The sequence below is a fragment of the Chryseobacterium camelliae genome (genome assembly GCF_030818575.1).
Lineage (GTDB): Bacteria > Bacteroidota > Bacteroidia > Flavobacteriales > Weeksellaceae > Chryseobacterium > Chryseobacterium camelliae_A.
On sequence record NZ_JAUTAL010000001.1, the window covers coordinates 2,714,640 to 2,736,182 of the forward strand.

Below are 21,543 nucleotides of genomic sequence, written 5' to 3' on the forward strand. Positions count from 1 at the left end.
TGATTGATGATTGATTTTATTCTTATTTATCGATTAAATAATGGAGTTAACTGAGTGCGGGTTAGTTTAAAATGTCAATTGGTGAACTATTTAAAATTTAAATAATGGAGTACACGATCCGGAAAATACTTATTAATGAAAACCTCCAGGTTGTAGATGAACTGGTAGGCGAACTGCATCTTTCTGAAAAGGAAATGAATCCCAATACAGCTGACTGGCCGTTGATCCGGAAGAATTATCTCCGGTTTATGGCTGAATGTGAGGAAGAAAATAACGGAACATTCATGATTGCCGAAACTGAAGGCAAAGCTATCGGATTTATATTCGGATATATGGAGGAAAAGGATGACAGCAATTTCGAACTGGGCGATCAGGATGACCTTTATGTTTCGGATGGTTATGTAAAACCGGAATATCGTAAACAGGGAATTTACTCTGCGCTGAACGCAGCCTTTGAAGAAGCTTATAAAGAATATTCTATCAGAAGGATTTACCGTTTCACCTCATGCAGCAACCATATCATGCAGAGCTGGCTCTCGAAACAGGGTTACAGTCCGGTAAGGTTGCTGTATGAAAAGTGGCTCTGAATCTCAGAAGGATATTTCCTCGAGATGTAGTGTACTGATGGCTTCAGGTGTAGCCAGATGAGTTACTATGCTTGCAGATAAAAATAAGGGTGTGGTAACATATGAATGATTTCCTGCCATAACAATATCCTTGTGTGCATCTATGGAATTCATTTCATACGATATCCCAACACCTAAAGCTTTCAGAATTGCTTCTTTCCGGGTCCAGATCTTATAAAAAGATGTTGCCTGATCTGTATTGCTTGCGATAAGATCTTTTTCATGAGGATGGAGAAAATCATGGTAAAGCTCAGGGTCTACAGGTCTCGCGAGTTCTGAATCCACTCCGCATGCTTTTCCTGAGGTTATGCATACAATACTTAGCGCATCATGATGGGAAGTACTGAAACAGATGTCTAATCCTTGCATATAAGGTTTTGATAAGGCATCTTTCCGGTAACGGTCCCATGAAAAACCCTGGTGAGGAAAATGTTTCCTTACCAGGGTTTCTAATAATAATTTTGAGATTATCCTGCCTTTCCTGTCAGCAGGATTTCTATATCTGTTCACCGGCTCCGTAATAGGAGCAGGAAGTTGGGCGAAAAGCGCTTCCAGCCGTTCTTCATCATTTCGATCAGGAAAACTGTATGCGACCCAAATTTCCATAACCGGCTTTTTACTTTTGCCTGAAATACACTTCAATCGGAACTCCGGTAAACCCGAATTCTTTTCTCAGCTGGTTTTCTGTAAACCTTTTATAAGGCTCTTTCACATACTGCGGAAGGTTGCAGAAAAACACAAACTGCGGAGAAGGCGTAGGCAGCTGTACACAATATTTGATCTTGATGTATTTCCCTTTGTTGGCCGGCGGCGGTGTCCCTTCAAAAATAGGAAGCATCACTTCGTTTAATTTTGAAGTTTTAATTTTCTTCTTGCGGTCTTCATAAACCGTCATTGCAGTTTCCACCACTTTCAGGATTCTCTGTTTCGTTAACGCTGAAACAAAAAGGATCGGAATATCGCTGAACTGGCCGATCTTATCTCTGATGGATTTTTCGAAATCCCTTACGGTATTGGTATGCTTATCTTCAATAAGGTCCCATTTATTCACCACAATCACGATTCCTTTCCTGTTTTTCTGAGCGAGCCCGAAAATATTCATATCCTGGGATTCCCAGCCCAGAGTGGCATCCACCATGATGATCACCACATCAGAAAACTCAATGGAACGGATGGAACGCATCACGGAATAAAACTCCAGGTCTTCAGAAACCTTTGATTTTCGTCTCATCCCTGCCGTATCCACCAGTACAAATTCATGTCCGAATTTGTTATATAAGGTCTGAATACTGTCCCGAGTAGTTCCTGCAACATCGGTTACAATATTCCGGTCTGTATCCAGCAAAGCATTGGTAAGCGTGGATTTTCCCACATTCGGCCGGCCGGCAATGGTGATTTTAGGCAGTCCTTCAAACGGATCCTTATATTCTGTAGTTGGGAAATCATTAACGATATCATCCAGCAAATCCCCTGTTCCTGAACCTGTTGCAGAAGACAGCGTATAATATTTTTCGATACCCAGCTGGTAAAATTCTGTTGCGGCCAATTCTTCTTTCGCCGAATCTACTTTGTTCACGACAATATACACCGGCTTATTCGATCTTCTGAGCATCTCATAGATTTCATAATCGGTATCAGTAAGGCCTTCTTCCACATTCAGCATGAAAATGATTGAAGTAGCCTCATCTACAGCAAGCTGAACCTGCTTTGATATTTCTCCCTGGAAAACATCATCGTTATTCACGTCATACCCTCCGGTATCAATCACCGTGAAATCTACGCCGTTCCAGTCAGACTTTCCGTAATGACGGTCACGGGTTACCCCGGCAGTAGCATCTACGATGGCCTCCCTTCTTTCCAGTAAACGATTAAAAAGTGTTGATTTTCCTACGTTGGGACGCCCAACGATTGCGACAATATTCGACATAAAAAATGTTTAATAATCCTTCGACAAAGCTCAGGATAAGATTATTAATGGGTTTCTCCAACTTTTGGAGCCCAATTTTTTTGCAAAGATAGTTTTTTTATTTCACTTGATTACTGTGGCAATAGAAAGCTTCAGGTCTAAACGCTTTACATTTTAATCCGTTGATCTTTAGATTATTTAAAAATAATGTATTGCAGATGAAGTACCAATGATTAATACCTGGATATAAGTACCCAGGCAGCCCCGGTGCTTTGCACAACGACTCCTCTTCCTGAATCACTGGCAGTCAGTCCGTAGTTGGAAAAATTTCCGCCATTAATCCTGAATGTTCCGCTTACAGTAACATTTCCGGTTGTATCATTGATCAGGTTGTACACTTTACCTAAATTAGAGCTATTTGCAGCGGGAAGCATTATGTTTCCCGTTACAAGAATAGTAAAATCATCGGCAGCAACAGTTCCGGAAGCCAGAGTCCTTATTTTTTGAGTAATCGATGAAACACTTTTCCAGGCCAGGTTGGCACTTCCTGACCCACCGTTAGTCACTAACACCTGATCTGCAGAACCGTTTGTTCTCGGAAAAGTATAAGCTCCCTGAGCATTGCCTGCAGAATTTGAAAAGTTAAAAGTAACGCCATTAGTTTTATCGATGGTCATACTGGCAGATTCACCATTTGTCCTGCTGTGACTTAAATATAAATTGCTTTCATTAGCATCATTATGCCCCCAAATTGATGATGATATACTTTGATTCTGATTATTGGCAACCAATGCGAAATTGCTTCCTGTAGAACTGGAAAAAACACCTGCAGTTACTGCTCCGGAACCGCTAGATGATTGCAAAGCACTTGTTCCGGAATATACCAAAACAGAGCTGCTTTCTGTAGCAGAGTTCAAATCTGCATTATTGGAGTAATACATCATATTAACAGGAATTCCAACATCTGAAGAGTTGGTCTCAAGACCATAATAATTTGTTCCGTCTGAATATTTTGCCCTGAAATCACCGGCAACATCCAACTGTTTTGTACTGACTGCTGATGAAGAATTTGTGCCAACCGCTACTTTCCCCTGTTGATAGATGTTCTCCGTATTCTGAGTGGAAACCGCATTGGATCCCTGAACTTTCCAGGGCTCCGACAAATTTCCGGACGAGATTTTTATCCATTTACTTAAATCTCCGTTAAAATAATAATATCCTACAGAAGTTACATCAATAGTCTGACCGGCAGGAGCAGAATCGGCAGTTGTTACATACACCAAAGCCCCAGTCTGAAGATCTGTATAAGTTTTGGATCTTAATTGATTTCCGGTAATTCTCGGAGCAATAATTCCGTCAAACTTGTTTGTGTCAGATGGATTTCCTAATACTTCTAATGTTGCCTTTGGATTTTGGGTGTTTATTCCTACTTGTGCAAATGTAAAAGATCCTAACACTAAAAAAGGTAATAGTTTTTTTGTCATAAAATTGTTTTTATGCACAAAACTATTTCATATTTAAATAGATTCCAATTTTTAACTGTTAAAATTAAAAATACCATAAAAAAAAGACAGTTGTTTAAACTGCCTTTCATTGATTATGTTAAATAATTAAAATTTTATCAAATCAGATTAAATCAAATCGGTCTAGATTCATCACTTTAACCCATGCCGAAACGAAGTCTTTTATGAATTTTTCCTGGGCGTCTGAAGCGGCATACACTTCTGCTACAGCCCTTAGTTCCGCATTGGAACCGAATACCAGATCTGCACGCGTAGCGGTCCATTTCAGTTCACCGGTTTTGCGGTCTCTTCCTTCATAGACTTCATTGTCCTGCGAAGCGGATTTCCATTGGGTATTCATATCCAGCAGGTTGATAAAGAAATCATTGGTTAATACTTCTTTCTTCTGTGTGAAAATACCATGTGAAGAACCGTCGTAATTAGCACCCAATGCACGCATTCCACCAATCAGCACGGTTAATTCCGGTGCGGTAAGGGTTAAAAGCTGCGCTTTATCAATGAGAAGGGATTCCGTAGATACGGAATATTTCTTTTTCAGATAATTCCTGAATCCGTCTGCAACAGGCTCAAGGTATCCCATAGATTCTACATCCGTCTGTTCCTGGGAAGCATCGGTACGCCCTGCCGTGAAAGGAACTTCTACAGAATGACCCGCTTCGGCGGCGGCCTTTTCAACAGCTGCACTTCCTGCCAGCACGATCAGGTCGGCAATGGATATTTTTTTGTTTCCGCTTTGTGCACCATTAAATTCTTTCCTGATATATTCCAGCACGCCCAATACTTTCTGCAGCTGTGCCGGATTATTCACTTGCCAGTTTTTCTGAGGTTCAAGACGGATTCTTGCCCCGTTGGCGCCACCGCGCTTATCGCTTCCCCTGAATGTTGAAGCGGAGGCCCATGCTACAGAAACCAGTTCTGAAATACTCAATCCGGAATTAAGGATTTTTTCTTTCAGGGTTTTTACATCAGATTCATCCACCAACTCATGATCTACAGCCGGAACAGGGTCCTGCCAGATCAATTCTTCCTGAGGAACATCCGGTCCTAAATATCTTGCCTTGGGTCCCATATCCCTGTGGGTAAGCTTGAACCATGCTCTCGCAAAGGCATCAGCAAAAGCATCCGGATTTTCATAAAAACGTCTTGAAATCTTTTCGTACTCAGGGTCCATCCTTAGCGAAAGGTCTGTCGTAAGCATCGTTGGCCTGTGTTTTTTAGAAGGGTCGAAGGCATCGGGGATAATTTCTTCTGCATTTTTTGCTACCCACTGATGGGCTCCTGCAGGGCTCTTCGTAAGTTCCCATTCATTCTCAAAAAGGTTTTTGAAGAAATAATTGCTCCATTGGGTAGGGGTTTCCGTCCAGATCACTTCCAGTCCACTGGTAATCGTATCCGGGCCTTTTCCAGATTTATAGGTATTTTCCCATCCAAGCCCCTGTGATTCTATACCAGCTGCTTCAGGTTCCTTTCCTACATGATCTGCCGGTCCGGCACCGTGTGTTTTCCCGAATGTATGGCCTCCTGCAATCAGCGCTACGGTTTCTTCATCATTCATAGCCATGCGGCCGAACGTATCGCGGATGTCTTTTGCCGCGGCGATAGGATCCGGATTTCCGTCCGGTCCTTCCGGATTTACATAGATAAGTCCCATTTGCACCGCCGCCAATGGCTTTTCAAGGTCTCTGGAGTGGATCTTTCCGTCCGCATCATCATCTGCTGACAATACGCCGTGGCCCTCTACTCCTTCCGATCCGTGAGAATACCTTAAATCACCGCCCAGCCAGGTTTTTTCTGCTCTCCCAGTATACATCCTGATCCGGCTCCCACACATCTGCACGGCCTCCTGCAAACCCGAAAGTTTTAAAGCCCATCGATTCCAGTGCAATATTTCCGGTAAGGATAAGAAGATCAGCCCATGATATTTTTTTGCCGTATTTCTGCTTGATCGGCCACAACAGACGCCTTGCCTTATCAAGGCTTACGTTGTCCGGCCAGCTGTTCAGCGGGGCAAACCTCTGCTGGCCTGCTCCGGCTCCTCCCCTTCCGTCGCCTACACGGTAGGTTCCTGCACTATGCCAAGCCATACGGATGAACAAAGGACCATAATGCCCGAAATCTGCCGGCCACCAGTCCTGTGAATCTGTCATGAGTTCGTGAAGATCCTTTTTAACAGCTTCGAGATCAAGGCTTTTAAATGCTTCCGCATAATCGAAATCCTCATCCATCGGATTGGATTTTGATGAGTGCTGCCTCAGGATATCCACCCTAAGCTGATCCGGCCACCAGTCTTTGTTCTGGGTACCGCCGCCGGCTACGTTCTCTTTTTTCATGGTCCCGTTATGAAACGGGCATTTGCTGATGTCATTCAAATCTTTTCCTTCCATTATAGTTCTTGTTTATATTGTTCAGATATCATTATTGATGTCGCAAACATACATCAGTTTAATCATAAATACAATCTATTAATTTTAATATCAACAATAGCCAAAAACTATAATTAAACTCCTTCATTCTGTCGGTATAAGGATTGTATAGTGACCTAAAAGTATAAATTCAATTCAATATTTTTCCGTACAAATAAATTTAAGTATTTTTATATCATGTCAAAACATTAAGTATGAAAAAAATATTAACTATTATTTTGGTTGCCTTTATCATGATGCAGTTTTTCCCGATTGATAAAACAAATCCGCCGATCAATAAGGGAATGGATTTTATCAACATCAAAAAAACACCGGCTGAAACGGCAAAAATGATCAAAACAACATGTTATGACTGTCATTCCAATGAAACACGTTACCCTTGGTATGCAAATATAGCTCCTGCTTCATGGTTCCTTAAAAACCATATTGATGAAGGCCGTAAAGAACTTAATTTTTCAACCTTTTCATCATATCCGGCTAAGGTGCAGGCACACAAATTGCAGGAATGCATAGAGGTGGTAACCAACAAAGAGATGCCTTTGGAAAGTTATATCGTTGGTCATCAGGAAGCCAAACTCACGGATGAGCAGCGCAACAGACTTGCGGCATACTTCAGAAAAATGAAGGATGATACCGAAAGGAAAATAATGCTTTTAAAATAATGGCCATGCAGGAGGAATTCACCAATACATATATTGTCTTTTTCGACGGCGAATGCGGAGTATGCAATTTCTGGGTGCAATGGATCCTGGAAAGGGATACTAAAGATCAATTTATGTTTGCTTCCCTGCAATCTGATTTCGGGCAGAAATTCTTATCTGAAAGAGGTCTTGACACCCAGGTTTTCAATACGATGTATCTTTGGAAACCGAATTCATATTATCTGATCAAGTCTTCTGCTGTCCTGGAGATTGCCCGATTGTTGGGTGGGATTTATCAGCTTTCAGCCATCGGAAAAATTATTCCTCAGTTTTTAAGAGACAAACTGTATGATGTGGTTTCTAAAAACCGGATGAAACTGGCCAACCAGAAGTGCTACCTTCCTACTCCTCATCAGAGGAAAAAATTTATCGAAGTTTAAATAAAATTAACATCAAAATAAAGGCTGCTTCCTAAAAAGCAGCCTTTGGTTTATTGATTCAGGGACCATACGGAATAACTGTTGGGAGGGCTCTGGATTTTCACCCACTGATCTCCCTGTGTGGTAGGATACCAACTCGAGTTTCCTGTAAAATCCTTGATCTGCTTCCCGGCCCAGTTGGTCTGGATCCATCGTTCCTGCCAGGATGAGGAATTATTGATGTATACTACAAGTCCCGGATTTCCGTTATACCCGTTCCGTCTGGCAATATATTCATCATTATCCGTATACAGGATGGAAGTGGTTCCCGTTGCTTTGTTATTATGAATCCAGATCAGGTTGTTCATGCGTTCTTTATTCAGCCACTCTTCATAATCACGGTAGAAAATGGTAGGATACCCTTCATGGGTCAGGATATATGCATAAGCGAGCATTTTATTGTAGATGATGTCCGTATCATGGTTAGTCACAAAGGTCACTGCCTTGTAGGGATTCCTTTTCCACATCATATCATCATTCAGTGCATTCAGGTTATTATTGTCAAAAGCTTCATCCATTTTATAGTAGGCCGCAAAATCAAATACAGAACTGTTGGCATTATTCGCCCATGATTCAAGGGTATTGACATTGGAGTCCCATAACTCACCAACAGAAAATCCGCCAACGCTGGAATTCCAGTTGTTAACTACCCAAGGTCCGAAACCTTTTACATAATCAAACCTCCATCCGTCAAACTTCATGACATTCTTATAGTATTTTGCCACCGAATCATCCCTTCCCCAAAGCCAGTCCTGTACGTAAGGATTGGCATGGCACAGATCCGGAAAATCTCCAAAGGAGCCTTCATCATTGTTGCCATAAGAATTTTTGTAAAAATCGTTATAATTCCTGGTGAATTTTCCGGAGGCTACGCCTGAAAAATTAGTCCATGTATTGCTTCCGGTGTACGGATTGTATTCAGACTGCCCGCCGCTGTTGTGGTTGATGACAATATCTGCATACACCTGCATATTTTCCTCGTGGGCTTTGGTAATAAGTGCTTCCAGTTCGGTCCTAGACCCGAAACGGGTTTCCACAGTTCCGTTCTGGTTAAAGTTTCCGAAATCGTAATAATCTGTAGGATCATATCCCATGGAATAAGGCCCGTTCTGAGCTTTTGAGGCCGGTGGCAGCCATACGGCACCGATTCCGGCATTGGACCAGTCGGTTAATTTACCTCTCACCGTGTCCCACCAGGTTCCGCCTGCAGGCACATCCCAATAGAAGCCCTGCATCAGTACTCCGCCGCCAGGTCCGGCAACAAATTTTGCTGTTGAAGATCCATTTCCCGTACTGAAAGGCCGCCCGTCATGATGGGTGACATCCACGGTCTTATTGTGCACCTCTGCCTGTGAAGCAGGTAATATTTCATCGTTGCTCCGGCAGGAAATCACGGATCCAAAGGCCAGGCAGTAATACAGTAAAGTTGATTTTTTCATAAGCTGATTTAATTATTAAGCCTATACCTAAATTACAATTTTATTGAAACAAATGCTGACCGGAATGAAAAAAAACAACTTTTATTCAATCATAATAGAATGATCCGGTCTGTTTTCTTATTAAGAAATGATAAACTTTTAAGATTTTCAGGATAGGTTTTCTTTTAATCCATATATTTGCACATTATGGAATATAACACCCAAAAAACTCAGCTTTACATGCCGGAATACGGCAGGATTATACAACAGTTGGTTGAGCGCTGCAAAGAAGTTTCCGACAAAACGGAAAGGAATGAAATGGCGGCGGCTATCATCGATTTTATGGGTCAGAGAAACCCTCAGCTCCGTGACGAAGAAAACTACAATCATAAACTTTGGGACCATCTTTTCATCCTGTCTGATTATGACCTGGATGTAGACTCCCCTTACCCTTTCCCTACGCGTGAACAATTGGCCGAAAAACCTAAGCGCATGGAATATCCCAAGCTTCAGGGAGAGTTCAAATTCTACGGGAAAAGTATCCTACAGTTGATCGATAAGGCTATAGAGCTGGAACCCGGCGATGAGAAGGAAGCCCTGATTGAAGTGATCGCCAACAATATGAAGAAGTCCTATAATGTTTACAATAAAGAACATGTAACGGATGACGTCATTTTCCGTCACCTGAAAGAACTCTCTGAAAACAGGCTGGACCTGACCGGAATAGAATCGCTGGAAAAGAGCAAGATCTATTACACCAGCAATAACAACAGGAACAACAATAACAACAACAAAAACAACAACAATAATAAAAATCAGCCCAATAAAAAAAGACACAATTATAAAAACAGAAAATAAGATGAGTGGGACATTTCAAATACGGGGAGGAAAAAGACTGCAAGGTGAAATCACTCCACAGGGGGCCAAAAATGAGGCCCTGCAGATTTTATGTGCAGTATTGCTGACCGATGATGAAGTAAGAATCAATAATATCCCGGACATCCATGATGTCAACAGGCTGATTGAAATCCTGGGAGACTTCGGTGTTCGCGTTACCCAGAACGGAAAAGGCGATTACACCTTCAAATCAGATAAAGTAGACTTCAATTATATCAAGTCCGATGAGTTCAAAAAGGACGGTGCCAAACTGCGCGGTTCCATTATGCTGATGGGTCCCATGCTTGCCCGTTACGGAGAGGCGTATATGCCGACTCCGGGTGGAGACAAAATCGGACGAAGAAGGCTGGACACCCATTTCCAGGGCCTTGTGGAACTTGGTGCTGAATTTCATTATGATGAGGAAGAATACTATTATTCCCTGAAAGCCAAAGAGCTGAGAGGAAAGTTCATCCTTCTGGAAGAAGCTTCAGTAACCGGAACAGCCAATATTGTAATGGCTGCCGTCCTGGCGAAAGGGAAAACCAGAATCTACAATGCTGCCTGCGAGCCTTACCTTCAGCAGCTTTGCAAAATGCTCAACCGAATGGGCGCCAATATTTCCGGTATCGGTTCTAACCTCCTTACAATTGAAGGTGTTGAATACCTTCACGGAACTGAGCACACCATGCTTCCGGATATGGTGGAAATCGGTTCGTGGATCGGACTTGCTGCCATGACGAAATCTCAAATCACGATTAAAAACGTCAACTGGAATCAGCTGGGCGTGATCCCGAATACATTCCGTAAACTCGGCATCGAGCTTGAACAGAGCAATGACGACATTTATATCCCTGCTCAGGAAAACTATAAAATCCAGAAATTCATTGACGGATCCATCCTTACGGTTTCGGATGCTCCATGGCCGGGCTTCACACCGGATCTATTATCTATTGTGCTTGTAGTGGCCACACAGGCCAAAGGAAGCCTTCTTATCCACCAGAAAATGTTTGAATCTAGGCTATTTTTCGTGGATAAACTGATCGATATGGGCGCACAGATCATTTTATGCGATCCGCACCGGGCAACGGTAATCGGACTCAACCAGGAGGCTCCGCTCAGAGGTACCACCATGGTTTCCCCTGACATCCGTGCCGGAAATGCTCTTCTTATTGCTGCCCTTTCTGCAGAAGGCAAATCCATCATCCACAATATCGAACAGATCGACCGCGGCTATGAAAATATCGACGGCAGATTGAAAGCCATCGGTGCAGATATTGAGCGGATTTAATTGATTGGTATTTACATTTTATAAATAGAGGCTGCTTCATGAGCAGCCTTTTTTGTTATACTATACCGAGAAGTTCATTTTCTTCTGATACATAATTCCTAATAAAAAAATCAGAGCACACTAATGCTCTGATTTGAAGTTTTAACGTATTAATTACTGAATAGTTTTTCTATTTTATATCCAAATGATCTACTAATTCCTTAGTCTTTCGTACTATTTCCTGCCAATTAGGATCATCAAGAATAACAGTATCATCATATTTATTTTTATATAGCTCGGGCTCCTGATAAGTATCCAGCATTGTCTTCAATTGAGATAATCCTTCTTTTAACTCACTGACTTCAGCTTCTTGAATTTCACAATCCAATTCATTATATAATGAGTCGTACAAATCTGAATATGATGAAATCAGACCTGAATCATTATTGATATTGAGCCACAACTTTTTCTGCATGTCAATATCTGATAGTTCTAATACTCTTTCTTTGAATTCTGGGTGCATAATACTGTAAAACCTGATTGATATTTAGATAACTTTATTTTCTATTGATGTCTTTACTCTCAAAAATATTTTGTTTATTTTAAATTCTGGTTATTCATGTTCGTCTAATAATAGCATTACCGTGCTTCCAATCTTCATTGCATTGAGCATTAAACCATTTTTCAATCCAGTATAATACAATTATTTGGTCAGAGCTAGTATACATTTCTCTAACAAAGGCTTAAATATAAACTTACTTATTTAATTAAATCAATTTCAGTACTTATTCATGACTAAAATATCGTAATAAAAAAGCCGCCCCACACAATGTTGGGACGGCTATTATAATCAAAACCAATATGAATCTCAGGTATATTTCCGGCAGGTATATTCTACTGAAGTACTCAGCAACCTGTTCTGTACCAGATAATGCTCCAGCCGACGATGATCTTCCGGACTTACATCGATGTACAGCTGCACATATCCGAAATCACGGCCATCCATATACTCTATCTGCGCAGATAAGACCCTGTGGCAGATTCCGAACTTACGGTACATAGCATTCATCAGATGCTCCAGCTTCATTTTACCGTTCAGCTCGATTTCGAGTATCAATTCTTTGGTTTCCTGTAGAGGCGGATTTTGCAGCACATGCAGTTCGCGGTCAGATCTTATCATAGTAAAAGCATTATTAGGTCATTATTTTTCTGTCATAAATCTGTAACAAAAATATAAAAAATTATTACTCTACAAAAATAGTAGACTAATAATTTTCAATTTTAACATTTTTATTCCTGATTTTTTAAAAAAAGTCTTCTACAATTCCCGGATTCTTTCCAATTTTTCCGAACCCGCCAACCCGTTTGGATTACAGCCAGGCTGGCCCTCAGGAACTTTCACACCCCGCTGTTGATAGAATTTATGCCAGAATTCATTGGTCTTTCCGGTTTTTGGATCGATAAAAGTCATTGGCTCCAGTTTGAAGATATGATCCTTCCTGAATGCCCGTTCAACAAAATCTGAACAGTAGTAGGAATTTTCATTAAGAATATAGTTGAAATTATAAGGCTTGCCTGTCATTGAAACTGCTCTTTCCAGTGCAGCAGGTATGGCTTTACGATATGGAGGTTTTAATCGGTACAACACCACTTTTTGCCCTTCATCAGACTGGTCCTTCAGGAAATCTTCCAGGGGCTGTTTTTGGGAACCGCCTTCTGGTGCCGCATGCAGTACATAAGGGTGGCGACCGTACCAGGCAAGAATCCCGATATGGTCAAAGGAAGCCTGTTCCTGCTTTTGGGTTACATTATTGATGGCACCGGAAAGTCCGGTCGGCTTTGCCGTTACAAACAGCAAGTCACCGTTTTTCAGGTCCGTAACCCGCGAATTCCTGCAGCTGTACAAAGCCGCTGTCATACAGACAGTCAGGAAGAATCTCAGCAGGCTATTTTTTCTTAAAGTTCTTCTCATAATATTCAATCCAGTCCTGGACGGTGACTTTCTTACAGAGTTCGGCAATCAGTTCCATGGGAATATCATCCATCTTTTTAAACCTGACGCAGGACTTCCCCATATCAAGCTTCCGTTTTGAATATTTAGGATATTCGTTGGTGAACCATTCCAGGAGCTCGGGCTGGGCATACATTCCCATATGATACAGTGCAATGAAATTTTTCTGTGAAGCAATACTGATAAACGGCAATGGCGTACCGGGACTACAATGGTAACCCGCAGGATATAGCTCCAGCTGGACACCCCAACCCGGCATTCCATAACCCATCCCGAACTTGAATCCTTCAGGAAGGTGGGTATGGATCGTATCAAAAAGTTTTTTGAAGATGTCCTGCCGTTCTTCAGGGATCTGTGACAGGTATTCTTCTGCCGATAAAGCTGTAGTCTGCATGTATTGCCGTTTTTAAAAGGCTAAAATTATTAAAATTTACAGATAGTTCATTTCAAAACAGGATTATTTTCTTATTGGAAAATTAAATCTTATTTTTGTCATACAAATTTTAAACAATGCCGAACATTTCAAACAGAGCACTGCACATGCCACCTTCACCGGTAAGAAAACTGGTTCCCTTCGCTTTACAGGCCAAGCAAAAAGGAATAAAAGTATATCACCTCAACATCGGTCAGCCCGATATTGAAACTCCGGAAACGGCTTTGAATGCTTTAAAGAACATTGATTTAAAAGTATTGGAATATGCATTGTCCGAAGGAAATCTGGAATACAGGAAAGCTCTTACCGAATATTATCATTCATTGAGTTTTACAGATTTGACGCCAGACAATTTCATCGTGACCAATGGTGGATCTGAGGCCCTGAATTTTGCGATCTCAACGTTATGCGATGACGGGGATGAAGTGATTATTCCTGAACCCTATTACGCCAATTACAACGGATTTACCAGCACATTCAATGTAAATGTGGTAGCTGTACCTTCAAGCATCGACACAGGTTTTGCCCTTCCTCCGATTGAAGATTTCGAGAAAAAGATCACCGCAAGAACAAGAGCCATCGTGATCTGTAACCCAGGGAATCCTACCGGTTACCTGTACACCCGTGAAGAACTTCAGAAACTGGCAGAAATTGCCTTGAAGTATGACATTGTTGTGATTTCGGATGAAGTATACAGGGAATATGTATATGACGGCAAGCAGCAGATTTCCATGCTGGCTTTCCCTGAACTGAGCGAAAACTGCATCATTATTGACTCTGAATCCAAGCGATACTCCATGTGTGGAGTAAGGATCGGAAGTATGATTACCCGATCTAAAAAAATACGTGATGCTGCGATGCTGTTTGCCCAAGCCAGATTAAGCCCTGTACTCTTAGGTCAGATTGCAGCGACAGCCGCCCATCAGAATGACGGAGCTTACATCAGAGCCGTAAGAGAAGAATATACCCATAGAAGAAATGTACTTGTAGACCTTCTTAATGCTATCCCTGGTGTCATCTGCCCGAAACCGAAAGGTGCTTTCTACTGCGTGGCAGAACTTCCGGTAGATGATACAGAAAAATTTGCCCAGTGGCTTTTGGAAAGTTATTCCAACACCAACCGAGACACCATTATGGTTGCTCCGGCGGGTGGATTCTACAGCGATCCTGAACTTGGCAAGAAACAGGTAAGAATTGCCTACGTTTTAAAAGAAGAAGATCTGAGGAGAAGTGTAGAGATCCTAAAGGATGCACTTGAGAAATACAAGGTAAAATTCAGTCTTTAATTGATATAAATTAAGATGTCAGCAATACAGGCTATAAGGACGAAGCATATCTTCCCCATCATTGTATTGCTGATGTTTTTCTCCTGCAGAAAAGAACCTGAAAAATCCAGGCACATCTCCTCCGGCCAAATCACCCAGATCGTACTGTCTTATATCGGCGGGAACCGGGGATTTTATACCATCATTAAGGTAAGTCCTGACTCTCTTCATGTGGAAAAAGGCAATACCATTAACAAAAAGCATGCGGAGAAAAATGTAGCCATCAGTAAAGCAACGTGGCAACGCCTCATCAAACCTATCGACATCCGTACGCTCAATAGGATCCGGAGTTCCCCAAGCAAACAATCTGTAGACCGCACCGATGAAACATTTCAGGTCAGGACTCCCGCCGAAGTCCATGTATATGTAAACGCTTATGCCGATACAATTCATTACAGACAGTTGGAAAAATTTAAAATTGAGTTAAAAAAGATTCTTCCGAAAGACCATTATTAAACCATGCAAGAAAACGTTTCCTTACAGCCGTTCAATACCTTCGGTGTTGAAGCTAAAGCCAGATATTTCACTGAGGTCCATACACCAGAAGAATTAAAGGCAGCCGTTAACTTCTCTTCTTCCCATTCCCTGAAAACCTTATTGCTGGGAGGAGGCAGCAACATCCTGTTGACCGGGGATTTTAACGGACTGGCGATCAGGCTGGACCTGAAAGGAATTTCTGAACAGCCGGATGGTGACAACCACATCCTGGTTACTGCACAGGCAGGGGAAAACTGGCATCAATTTGTCATGTACTGCCTGGAAAAAAATTACGGCGGACTGGAAAACCTTGCCCTGATCCCCGGCAATGTTGGGACGTGCCCGATCCAGAATATAGGAGCCTACGGAACTGAAATCAAAGATGTTTTTGTACGATGCCGTGTTTTGAACCTCAGCAGCATGGAAACGGAAAATTTTGATCTTGAAAAATGCCGTTTCGGATACCGTGATTCGATATTCAAGCAGGAAGGAAAAGAAAAATACATTATTCTGAACGTAACCTTCAGGCTGACAACTAAGCATCACAGCATCAAAACAGAATATGGCGCCATCCGCAGTGAGTTGAACAGTGCTGGTATAGCAGACCCTACCATCCGTGATGTTGCCCAGGCTGTGATCACCATAAGAAAAAGCAAGTTGCCGGATCCGAAAGAGACGGGAAATGCAGGAAGTTTCTTCAAAAATCCTACGATTCCTCTTCCGCAGTTTGAGGAACTGCAGATGCGCTTTCCCAATATTCAGGGGTATCCCAATGGAGATAGCGTAAAAGTTCCTGCCGGATGGCTGATTGAGCAATGCGGATGGAAAGGCAAACAGATCGGCAATGTAGCTTCACATCCTTTACAGGCCCTGGTCATCATCAACGCAACCGGAAAAGCAACAGGCAGGGAAATTTTTGATTTTTCCACCCTGATCATTGATTCTGTACGGGAAAAGTTCGGTATTGAGCTGGAACGGGAAGTCAATATTATCTGAAACAGCCATACACTGCCGATTATAAGGCTGGCTAATCTCTGACCGAATTTATTCTATCTGCACTAGCACCTGACAAACGGGTTACACCATTAAAACAACAAATATGAAAATCGCGATTCTCGGAGCCGGAAATATGGGCCTATCATTTTCAAAATCGTTCCTGAAATATGAACTCATAAAACCGGAAAATCTTCATTTAATCACCAGGAACGTATCTAAGCTTCCTAAAATAGCCGAAGAATTTCCAAAATCGGAAATTTCTACCTTCGACCAGGTTACAGAACTGGATGCTGACATTATCATTATTGCAGTAAAGCCTCAGGACTTTCTTCACGTTGCTGAAAACTTTCGGTTTACACTGAAGAAACACCAGATGGTATTATCCATTATGGCAGGAATTAAAATTGAAAAAATCCAGAATCTGCTGAACCATCCAATGGTGGTCAGAGCCATGCCCAACTCTCCCACCCTTCTTGGCATGGGAATTACGGGTTATACTGCCGCAGCAGGAATTTCCTTCAGTCAGCTGATGAATATTGAGCGATTGCTGAATTCAACCGGAAGATCAGTGTATCTGGAAGATGAAGGACTGCTGGATGGAGTGACGGCGCTTTCCGGAAGCGGGCCCGCCTATTTTTACTACATCATCGATGCCATGATAAAGGCGGGCGTTGAAATGGGAATCCAGGAAAACCTGTCCAGGCTTTTTGTGAAACAGACCATGCTGGGTGCTTATCATCTGATTAACAATTCTGACAAAAATCTGGAAGAACTCATTAGTGATGTTGCATCAAAAGGCGGAACCACTGAAGCTGCCCTAAGCACTTTTAATGAGAACAACCTGAAAGATATCCTGAAAAGCGGAATCCTGAATGCGGAAAAACGCGCCAAAGAGCTGAATGGCTGATTAAAGCCTCCGGAGGTCAATAAGTAGGTAAGAAAATCCAAATATTAATAAAGAAGGTCAGTATATGGTCTAAAGATTCATATCTAAAAAATCTGACATTTATCATTTATTTTAATTTATTCTAAATAAGATTTACTCAGTGCAAATTAAATTAATAGATTTGCGCTCTGCTTATTTTAAATACAGTAAATAAATGATGATCAGGCTTTTAACATTATTGATCCTACTTTTATCCAGTTCTCAGCTTTTATTAGCCCAAAGTGATCCATTAGAACTCATTGTGTATACTACAGGGAAAGCAGGTGAAAAAACATCCGGTGTAACGGTTAATTCTGCAGAACATTCTGCTATCACAGATAAAAACGGCCGTGCTGTTTTGTATTTAAAAGCAGGCAGACATCATTTACAGTTGAGCCACTCCGGCTATCAGGAAAAAGAATCTGATATCGAGTTAAAAACTTCCACAACACTTACGATTCAGCTGCAGCCGGTGGATAAGCTGGAAGAGGTGGTCATGTTTTCCAAAGAAGGTAAAGGGTTGACCACGAAAACCGTTATTGACCGAAAGGCTATGGAGCACTTGCAGCCGTCAAGCTTTACAGACCTGATGGAACTCTTACCGGGAGGATTGGCCAAAGTCCCTGACCTGAATGCCAATAACCGGCCGCTGCTCCGTGAAAACAGAGGAAATTTCTCTGCAGCCACCACGGCATATAATACCACCTCTCTTGGAGTGCAGTTTATCGTAGATGAAAATGTACTGAATACCAATGCAGACATGCAGGTCTCACTCGACAATAAACAATTTGCAGAAGGACCCAGAGACCGCGAGACCGCAACAACGGGTGTGGATATGCGGACCATTTCCACCAATGATATCGAAAAAGTGGAAATCATCCGAGGAATTCCCTCTGCCTCCTACGGAGACCTGACTTCGGGAGTGATCAAAATTGAGCGCAAGATTGGCCAGTCGCCTTTGCAGGCAAGGTTTAAAGCAGACGGTTTCAGTAAACAGTACTATGTAGGAAAAGGCTTTAAAATCAATAATAACTGGCAGATTAGTGCCGGGGCAGATTTCCTTGATTCCAAGGCTACCCCCACAGACGACTTTGAAAATTACCAAAGGATAACGGCATCAGTCCGATCGAGAAAAAAAGGCACACTTTGGTCCAATCCTCTGGAATGGCGTTCCAGTATTGATTTTTCTACCAATATTGATTCAAAGAAAAACGACCCCGACAATGGAGCACCTGAAATTGACCGTTATAGGCAGACCCGGACCAGGATCAGCCTGACCAATAACTTCATCTATACCCTGGATAAAGCCTATTTCTTTAATAATGTCATACTCAATACTGCTATCAGGCAGGGGTTTGAAAAAATCGACCAGACCAAGCTTGTCCAGCTATCCGGCCCGAGGTCGTTCTCGCTGGCTACTGAACAGGGCGAAAATATCGGTGTATTTCCTGTCCTTAGATACATAAGTGATTTCTCTACAGACGGAAAACCACTGGATATTACCGCGCTTTTACAGACCACAGGAAACAAGAAATACCTGGGGTATCAGGCATCAGTACGAAGCCGGACTGGATTGGAGATATTCAAAAAATAACGGAAAAGGGCTGGTTTATGATATGAATTCACCTTATTCAGCAGCATTAAGCAACACAAGGCCAAGACCTTTTAATGATATTCCGGCATCTAATCTTATGGCAGCTTTTATGGGCGACCGGATGAGCTATGCAGTGGACCGCCATATCTTCACATTATATGCAGGTGTAAGATTTTCCAAACAATTGGGGATGGACCGTTCGTACGCAATCAGCAAAAAAGTATTTGCAGAACCGAGGATCAACCTTCAGTACAATCTTCCGCATATTATGATCCATGATGCCCCGCTAAAAGCAGACATTACTTTGGGATACGGGCAGTTTTATAAGCAGCCTACGCTTTTAATGCTGTATCCGAACAGGAAATTCTGGGATTATACCCAGCTCAATTACTACCATAATGACGAACGGTACCGGTATGTGAATTTCATGACTTATGTGCAGGACCTGGAAAACAAAGAGCTCACTGCGGCCAAAAGCATCAAGAAAGAAATAAGGCTGGATCTCTCCTATCGCAACCATAATGTATTCGTTACCTATTTCAAGGAAGATATGGCCAACGGTTTCCGTCAGATGCTCCATACCGTGCTGCACACTTACAAACAATATGATGCCTCACAGGTAGATCTTTCCCAATGGAATAACGGTCCTAACCTCGCAAATACCTCTTATGTGGAAAAAAAGACCAATGCAGGCTATTATCTTACCGAAAACGGTAGCAGCACCATAAAAAGCGGTGTTGAATTCGGATATACTTCACCACGTTTCAAAGCGATCAATACAAGATTTACCCTGAGCGGGGCTTACTTCAAAACCCAGTACAGGAACTCCATGCCTGTGACCGAAAGCCCTGCTCTGTCCGTTGGTCCGGACGGATATCCTTATTACGGAATTTATCAGAATGATGAAGGATATGTAAACTCCAATATGAATTACAATCTTTTTGTTGATACTTATATTCCGAAAATGGACCTTACGATCTCTGCTTCATTCCAGGGCAGTTTTTTCGACTATATGAGAAAAGACCAGCGTATTGCAGAACCGATGTATTATTATGGCATTGATGGTGTATTGCATCCTTTTACCGATGCCGACAGAACCGACATTTATAAGCAATGGCTGGTAAGAAATGTTTCTGTAACAGATAATATGCCCACTGAGCTCACTTTCACTTTTGCAGCTAATTTAAAAGTAACCAAAAGCATTTACAGGGATATTAAAACCTCCATGTTCGTCACCAGGATTTTTAATTACAGTGCGCCTTATTATTTCAATAATCTTTTGATAGAAAGAAAAGCAGCCAACAGACCCTATTTCGGAATGGAACTTACCTATAATTTCTAACATAATCCATATAAATACAACCCACATGAAGAAAACTGTTTTATTATTAAGCCTTGCGGTCGCTCTGGCCACGGGATTTACAGTAACCTCCTGCTCAAGCGATGATGATTTCGGCTCTTCCGTTTCGCAGACAGGTGTGTTAACCATGAATTTCACCGGAGACCAGATTGCAACCTATCAGACTCTGGACATTTCAATTAAAGAGATCAACACCGGAACGGTTACCCAGCTCACGATCAAAAACACCAATGCCCATTCCGTTGAGCTTCCTTTCGGATCTTATATTATTACAGTAAACGGATCTGTTATCAAAACAGATTCAGAAGAGGTAAATGTTGGAGCTTCTGCCAATACGGATATCAAAATAAATGTTACCAACATCACCATCCCTCTCTTGGTAAAACAGTTTGGCCATGACTTTATTATTGAGGAGGTATTTTTTACCGGCGTAAGGACACCGGATAACAAGAACTATAACTCAGGAAGGTATTTTAAAATCACCAACAACACAGATAAGGTGCTGGATGCAGCCAACCTGATCATTGGCCAGTCTAACTTCCTTACGACTTCCAACGATAATCCTACTCCTTATGACACCAATACCTATTTCCCTGTGAAAGGCGTGATGATCCTTACCAGCACAACCCCCAAACTTGTGGAACCGGGAGACTTCATCGTGGTTGCTGATAACGCGATCAATCACTCACAGAATACTTCAACCGCTTACAACCTGCAAAATGCGGACTGGGAATTCCCTTCCAACAATCCTGCTCTGGGACAGGTAGACAACCCGAGTGTGCCGAATGCGGAAGTCATTTATACTCAGATGACCTACAATATGTTCTTCCTGCACAACAGAGGGTTTGAAAGCTATGTTATTGCCCGCTTTCCAGCAGGAGAAGATAAGAATACATTCCTGCAGAACCAGAAATACAATTATACATTCGTGAACAGCGCAGGAAATACGGTATCAAGAAGTGCTTATAAGATCCCGAATTCTTGGATCGTAGACGGAGTGAACAACAGTATCCCGACAGATTTCGTACAAACGCTTACGTCAGCCAGCATTGACGCAGGCTGGACTTCGGTAGGTTCCATGAACAACGATGCCACCCGCTATGGAAAATCAGTAAGGCGTAAAGTGATCGGGCAGACTTCAAAGGGGAAAAATGTGTATAAAGACACCAACAATTCTACCCTGGATTTTGTAAAGGACTCCCAGCCGAGCCTTAAAAACGGAATTACCCATTAATTCTGACCTAAAATTATTAAAACCTT

The 21,543-nt window shown here is 42.0% G+C and carries 19 protein-coding genes and 1 pseudogene; 11 read left to right on the top strand and 9 right to left on the bottom strand.

Going from position 1 to position 21,543, the window contains the following annotated elements; translation table 11 throughout:
• Positions 1 to 104 precede the first annotated feature (104 nt).
• Complete coding sequence (locus QE404_RS12355; RefSeq protein WP_307450867.1) at positions 105 to 587, top strand: GNAT family N-acetyltransferase; 483 nt, start codon at positions 105 to 107, stop codon at positions 585 to 587.
• Positions 588 to 590: 3 nt separating this feature from the next.
• Here QE404_RS12355 and QE404_RS12360 read toward each other — a convergent pair whose 3' ends face one another.
• The 4 genes and pseudogenes from QE404_RS12360 to katG form a co-directional block, all read right to left on the bottom strand.
• On the bottom strand, positions 591 to 1,232 hold the full coding sequence (locus QE404_RS12360) for a 4'-phosphopantetheinyl transferase family protein (RefSeq protein WP_307450869.1): 642 nt from the start codon (positions 1,230 to 1,232) through the stop codon (positions 591 to 593).
• Positions 1,233 to 1,242: 10 nt separating this feature from the next.
• The gene (der, locus tag QE404_RS12365; protein WP_307450871.1) at positions 1,243 to 2,553 is read right to left on the bottom strand and encodes a ribosome biogenesis GTPase Der; all 1,311 of its coding nucleotides are present in this window, start codon (positions 2,551 to 2,553) and stop codon (positions 1,243 to 1,245) included.
• 212 nt (positions 2,554 to 2,765) lie between these two features.
• The gene (locus QE404_RS12370) at positions 2,766 to 4,016 is read right to left on the bottom strand and encodes a hypothetical protein (protein WP_307450873.1); all 1,251 of its coding nucleotides are present in this window, start codon (positions 4,014 to 4,016) and stop codon (positions 2,766 to 2,768) included.
• Positions 4,017 to 4,158: 142 nt separating this feature from the next.
• Positions 4,159 to 6,439 (bottom strand): annotated as a pseudogene (katG, locus tag QE404_RS12375) (catalase/peroxidase HPI).
• Between the two features lie 233 nt (positions 6,440 to 6,672).
• On the opposite strand from katG, the gene QE404_RS12380 reads away from it, so the two are divergent.
• Together QE404_RS12380 and QE404_RS12385 are read left to right on the top strand one after the other, a co-directional pair.
• A complete protein-coding gene (locus QE404_RS12380) occupies positions 6,673 to 7,140 on the top strand; it encodes a heme-binding domain-containing protein (RefSeq protein WP_307450878.1) in 468 nt (155 codons plus the stop codon).
• A gap of 5 nt (positions 7,141 to 7,145) precedes the next feature.
• Complete coding sequence (locus tag QE404_RS12385) at positions 7,146 to 7,559, top strand: thiol-disulfide oxidoreductase DCC family protein (RefSeq protein WP_294217561.1); 414 nt, start codon at positions 7,146 to 7,148, stop codon at positions 7,557 to 7,559.
• A 50-nt stretch (positions 7,560 to 7,609) separates the two neighbouring features.
• Here QE404_RS12385 and QE404_RS12390 read toward each other — a convergent pair whose 3' ends face one another.
• Positions 7,610 to 9,037, bottom strand: coding sequence for an alpha-amylase (locus QE404_RS12390; protein ID WP_307450881.1), 1,428 nt, complete (start codon positions 9,035 to 9,037; stop codon positions 7,610 to 7,612).
• 186 nt (positions 9,038 to 9,223) lie between these two features.
• Here QE404_RS12390 and QE404_RS12395 point away from each other — a divergent pair, with 186 nt between their 5' ends.
• Both QE404_RS12395 and murA read left to right on the top strand, forming a co-directional pair.
• The gene (locus tag QE404_RS12395; protein ID WP_294217554.1) at positions 9,224 to 9,874 is read left to right on the top strand and encodes a DUF4290 domain-containing protein; all 651 of its coding nucleotides are present in this window, start codon (positions 9,224 to 9,226) and stop codon (positions 9,872 to 9,874) included.
• Between the two features lies 1 nt (position 9,875).
• Positions 9,876 to 11,183 (top strand): UDP-N-acetylglucosamine 1-carboxyvinyltransferase, encoded by a 1,308-nt coding sequence (gene murA, locus QE404_RS12400; protein WP_307450883.1) that lies wholly within the window; start codon positions 9,876 to 9,878, stop codon positions 11,181 to 11,183.
• A gap of 169 nt (positions 11,184 to 11,352) precedes the next feature.
• On the opposite strand, the gene QE404_RS12405 is transcribed toward murA, so the two are convergent.
• The 4 genes from QE404_RS12405 to QE404_RS12420 all read right to left on the bottom strand — a co-directional run bounded on the left by QE404_RS12405 (position 11,353) and on the right by QE404_RS12420 (position 13,567).
• Positions 11,353 to 11,685 (bottom strand): hypothetical protein, encoded by a 333-nt coding sequence (locus QE404_RS12405; protein WP_294273479.1) that lies wholly within the window; start codon positions 11,683 to 11,685, stop codon positions 11,353 to 11,355.
• A gap of 345 nt (positions 11,686 to 12,030) precedes the next feature.
• Entirely contained in the window at positions 12,031 to 12,342 is a 312-nt protein-coding gene (locus QE404_RS12410) for an NIL domain-containing protein (RefSeq protein ID WP_307450885.1), read from the bottom strand.
• 138 nt (positions 12,343 to 12,480) lie between these two features.
• Positions 12,481 to 13,134: a YiiX/YebB-like N1pC/P60 family cysteine hydrolase gene (locus QE404_RS12415; RefSeq protein WP_307450887.1), complete on the bottom strand. Its 654-nt coding sequence runs from the start codon at positions 13,132 to 13,134 to the stop codon at positions 12,481 to 12,483.
• On the bottom strand, positions 13,109 to 13,567 hold the full coding sequence (locus tag QE404_RS12420; RefSeq protein ID WP_307450890.1) for a DUF1801 domain-containing protein: 459 nt from the start codon (positions 13,565 to 13,567) through the stop codon (positions 13,109 to 13,111). The genes QE404_RS12415 and QE404_RS12420 overlap by 26 nt, the downstream gene beginning before the upstream one ends.
• Positions 13,568 to 13,683: 116 nt before the next feature.
• On the opposite strand from QE404_RS12420, the gene QE404_RS12425 reads away from it, so the two are divergent.
• The 6 genes from QE404_RS12425 to QE404_RS12450 all read left to right on the top strand — a co-directional run bounded on the left by QE404_RS12425 (position 13,684) and on the right by QE404_RS12450 (position 21,517).
• A complete protein-coding gene (locus tag QE404_RS12425) occupies positions 13,684 to 14,892 on the top strand; it encodes a pyridoxal phosphate-dependent aminotransferase (protein WP_307450892.1) in 1,209 nt (402 codons plus the stop codon).
• 15 nt (positions 14,893 to 14,907) lie between these two features.
• On the top strand, positions 14,908 to 15,387 hold the full coding sequence (locus QE404_RS12430; RefSeq protein WP_307450894.1) for a hypothetical protein: 480 nt from the start codon (positions 14,908 to 14,910) through the stop codon (positions 15,385 to 15,387).
• A 3-nt stretch (positions 15,388 to 15,390) separates the two neighbouring features.
• The gene (gene murB / locus QE404_RS12435) at positions 15,391 to 16,404 is read left to right on the top strand and encodes a UDP-N-acetylmuramate dehydrogenase (RefSeq protein WP_307450896.1); all 1,014 of its coding nucleotides are present in this window, start codon (positions 15,391 to 15,393) and stop codon (positions 16,402 to 16,404) included.
• Between the two features lie 103 nt (positions 16,405 to 16,507).
• Positions 16,508 to 17,311: a pyrroline-5-carboxylate reductase gene (gene proC / locus QE404_RS12440; RefSeq protein ID WP_307450898.1), complete on the top strand. Its 804-nt coding sequence runs from the start codon at positions 16,508 to 16,510 to the stop codon at positions 17,309 to 17,311.
• Positions 17,312 to 17,504: 193 nt separating this feature from the next.
• Positions 17,505 to 18,923, top strand: a complete 1,419-nt coding sequence (locus tag QE404_RS12445) for a TonB-dependent receptor plug domain-containing protein (protein ID WP_307453920.1) — start codon at positions 17,505 to 17,507, stop codon at positions 18,921 to 18,923.
• A gap of 1,367 nt (positions 18,924 to 20,290) precedes the next feature.
• A complete protein-coding gene (locus tag QE404_RS12450; RefSeq protein ID WP_307450901.1) occupies positions 20,291 to 21,517 on the top strand; it encodes a DUF4876 domain-containing protein in 1,227 nt (408 codons plus the stop codon).
• The last annotated feature ends 26 nt before the right edge of the window (positions 21,518 to 21,543 follow it).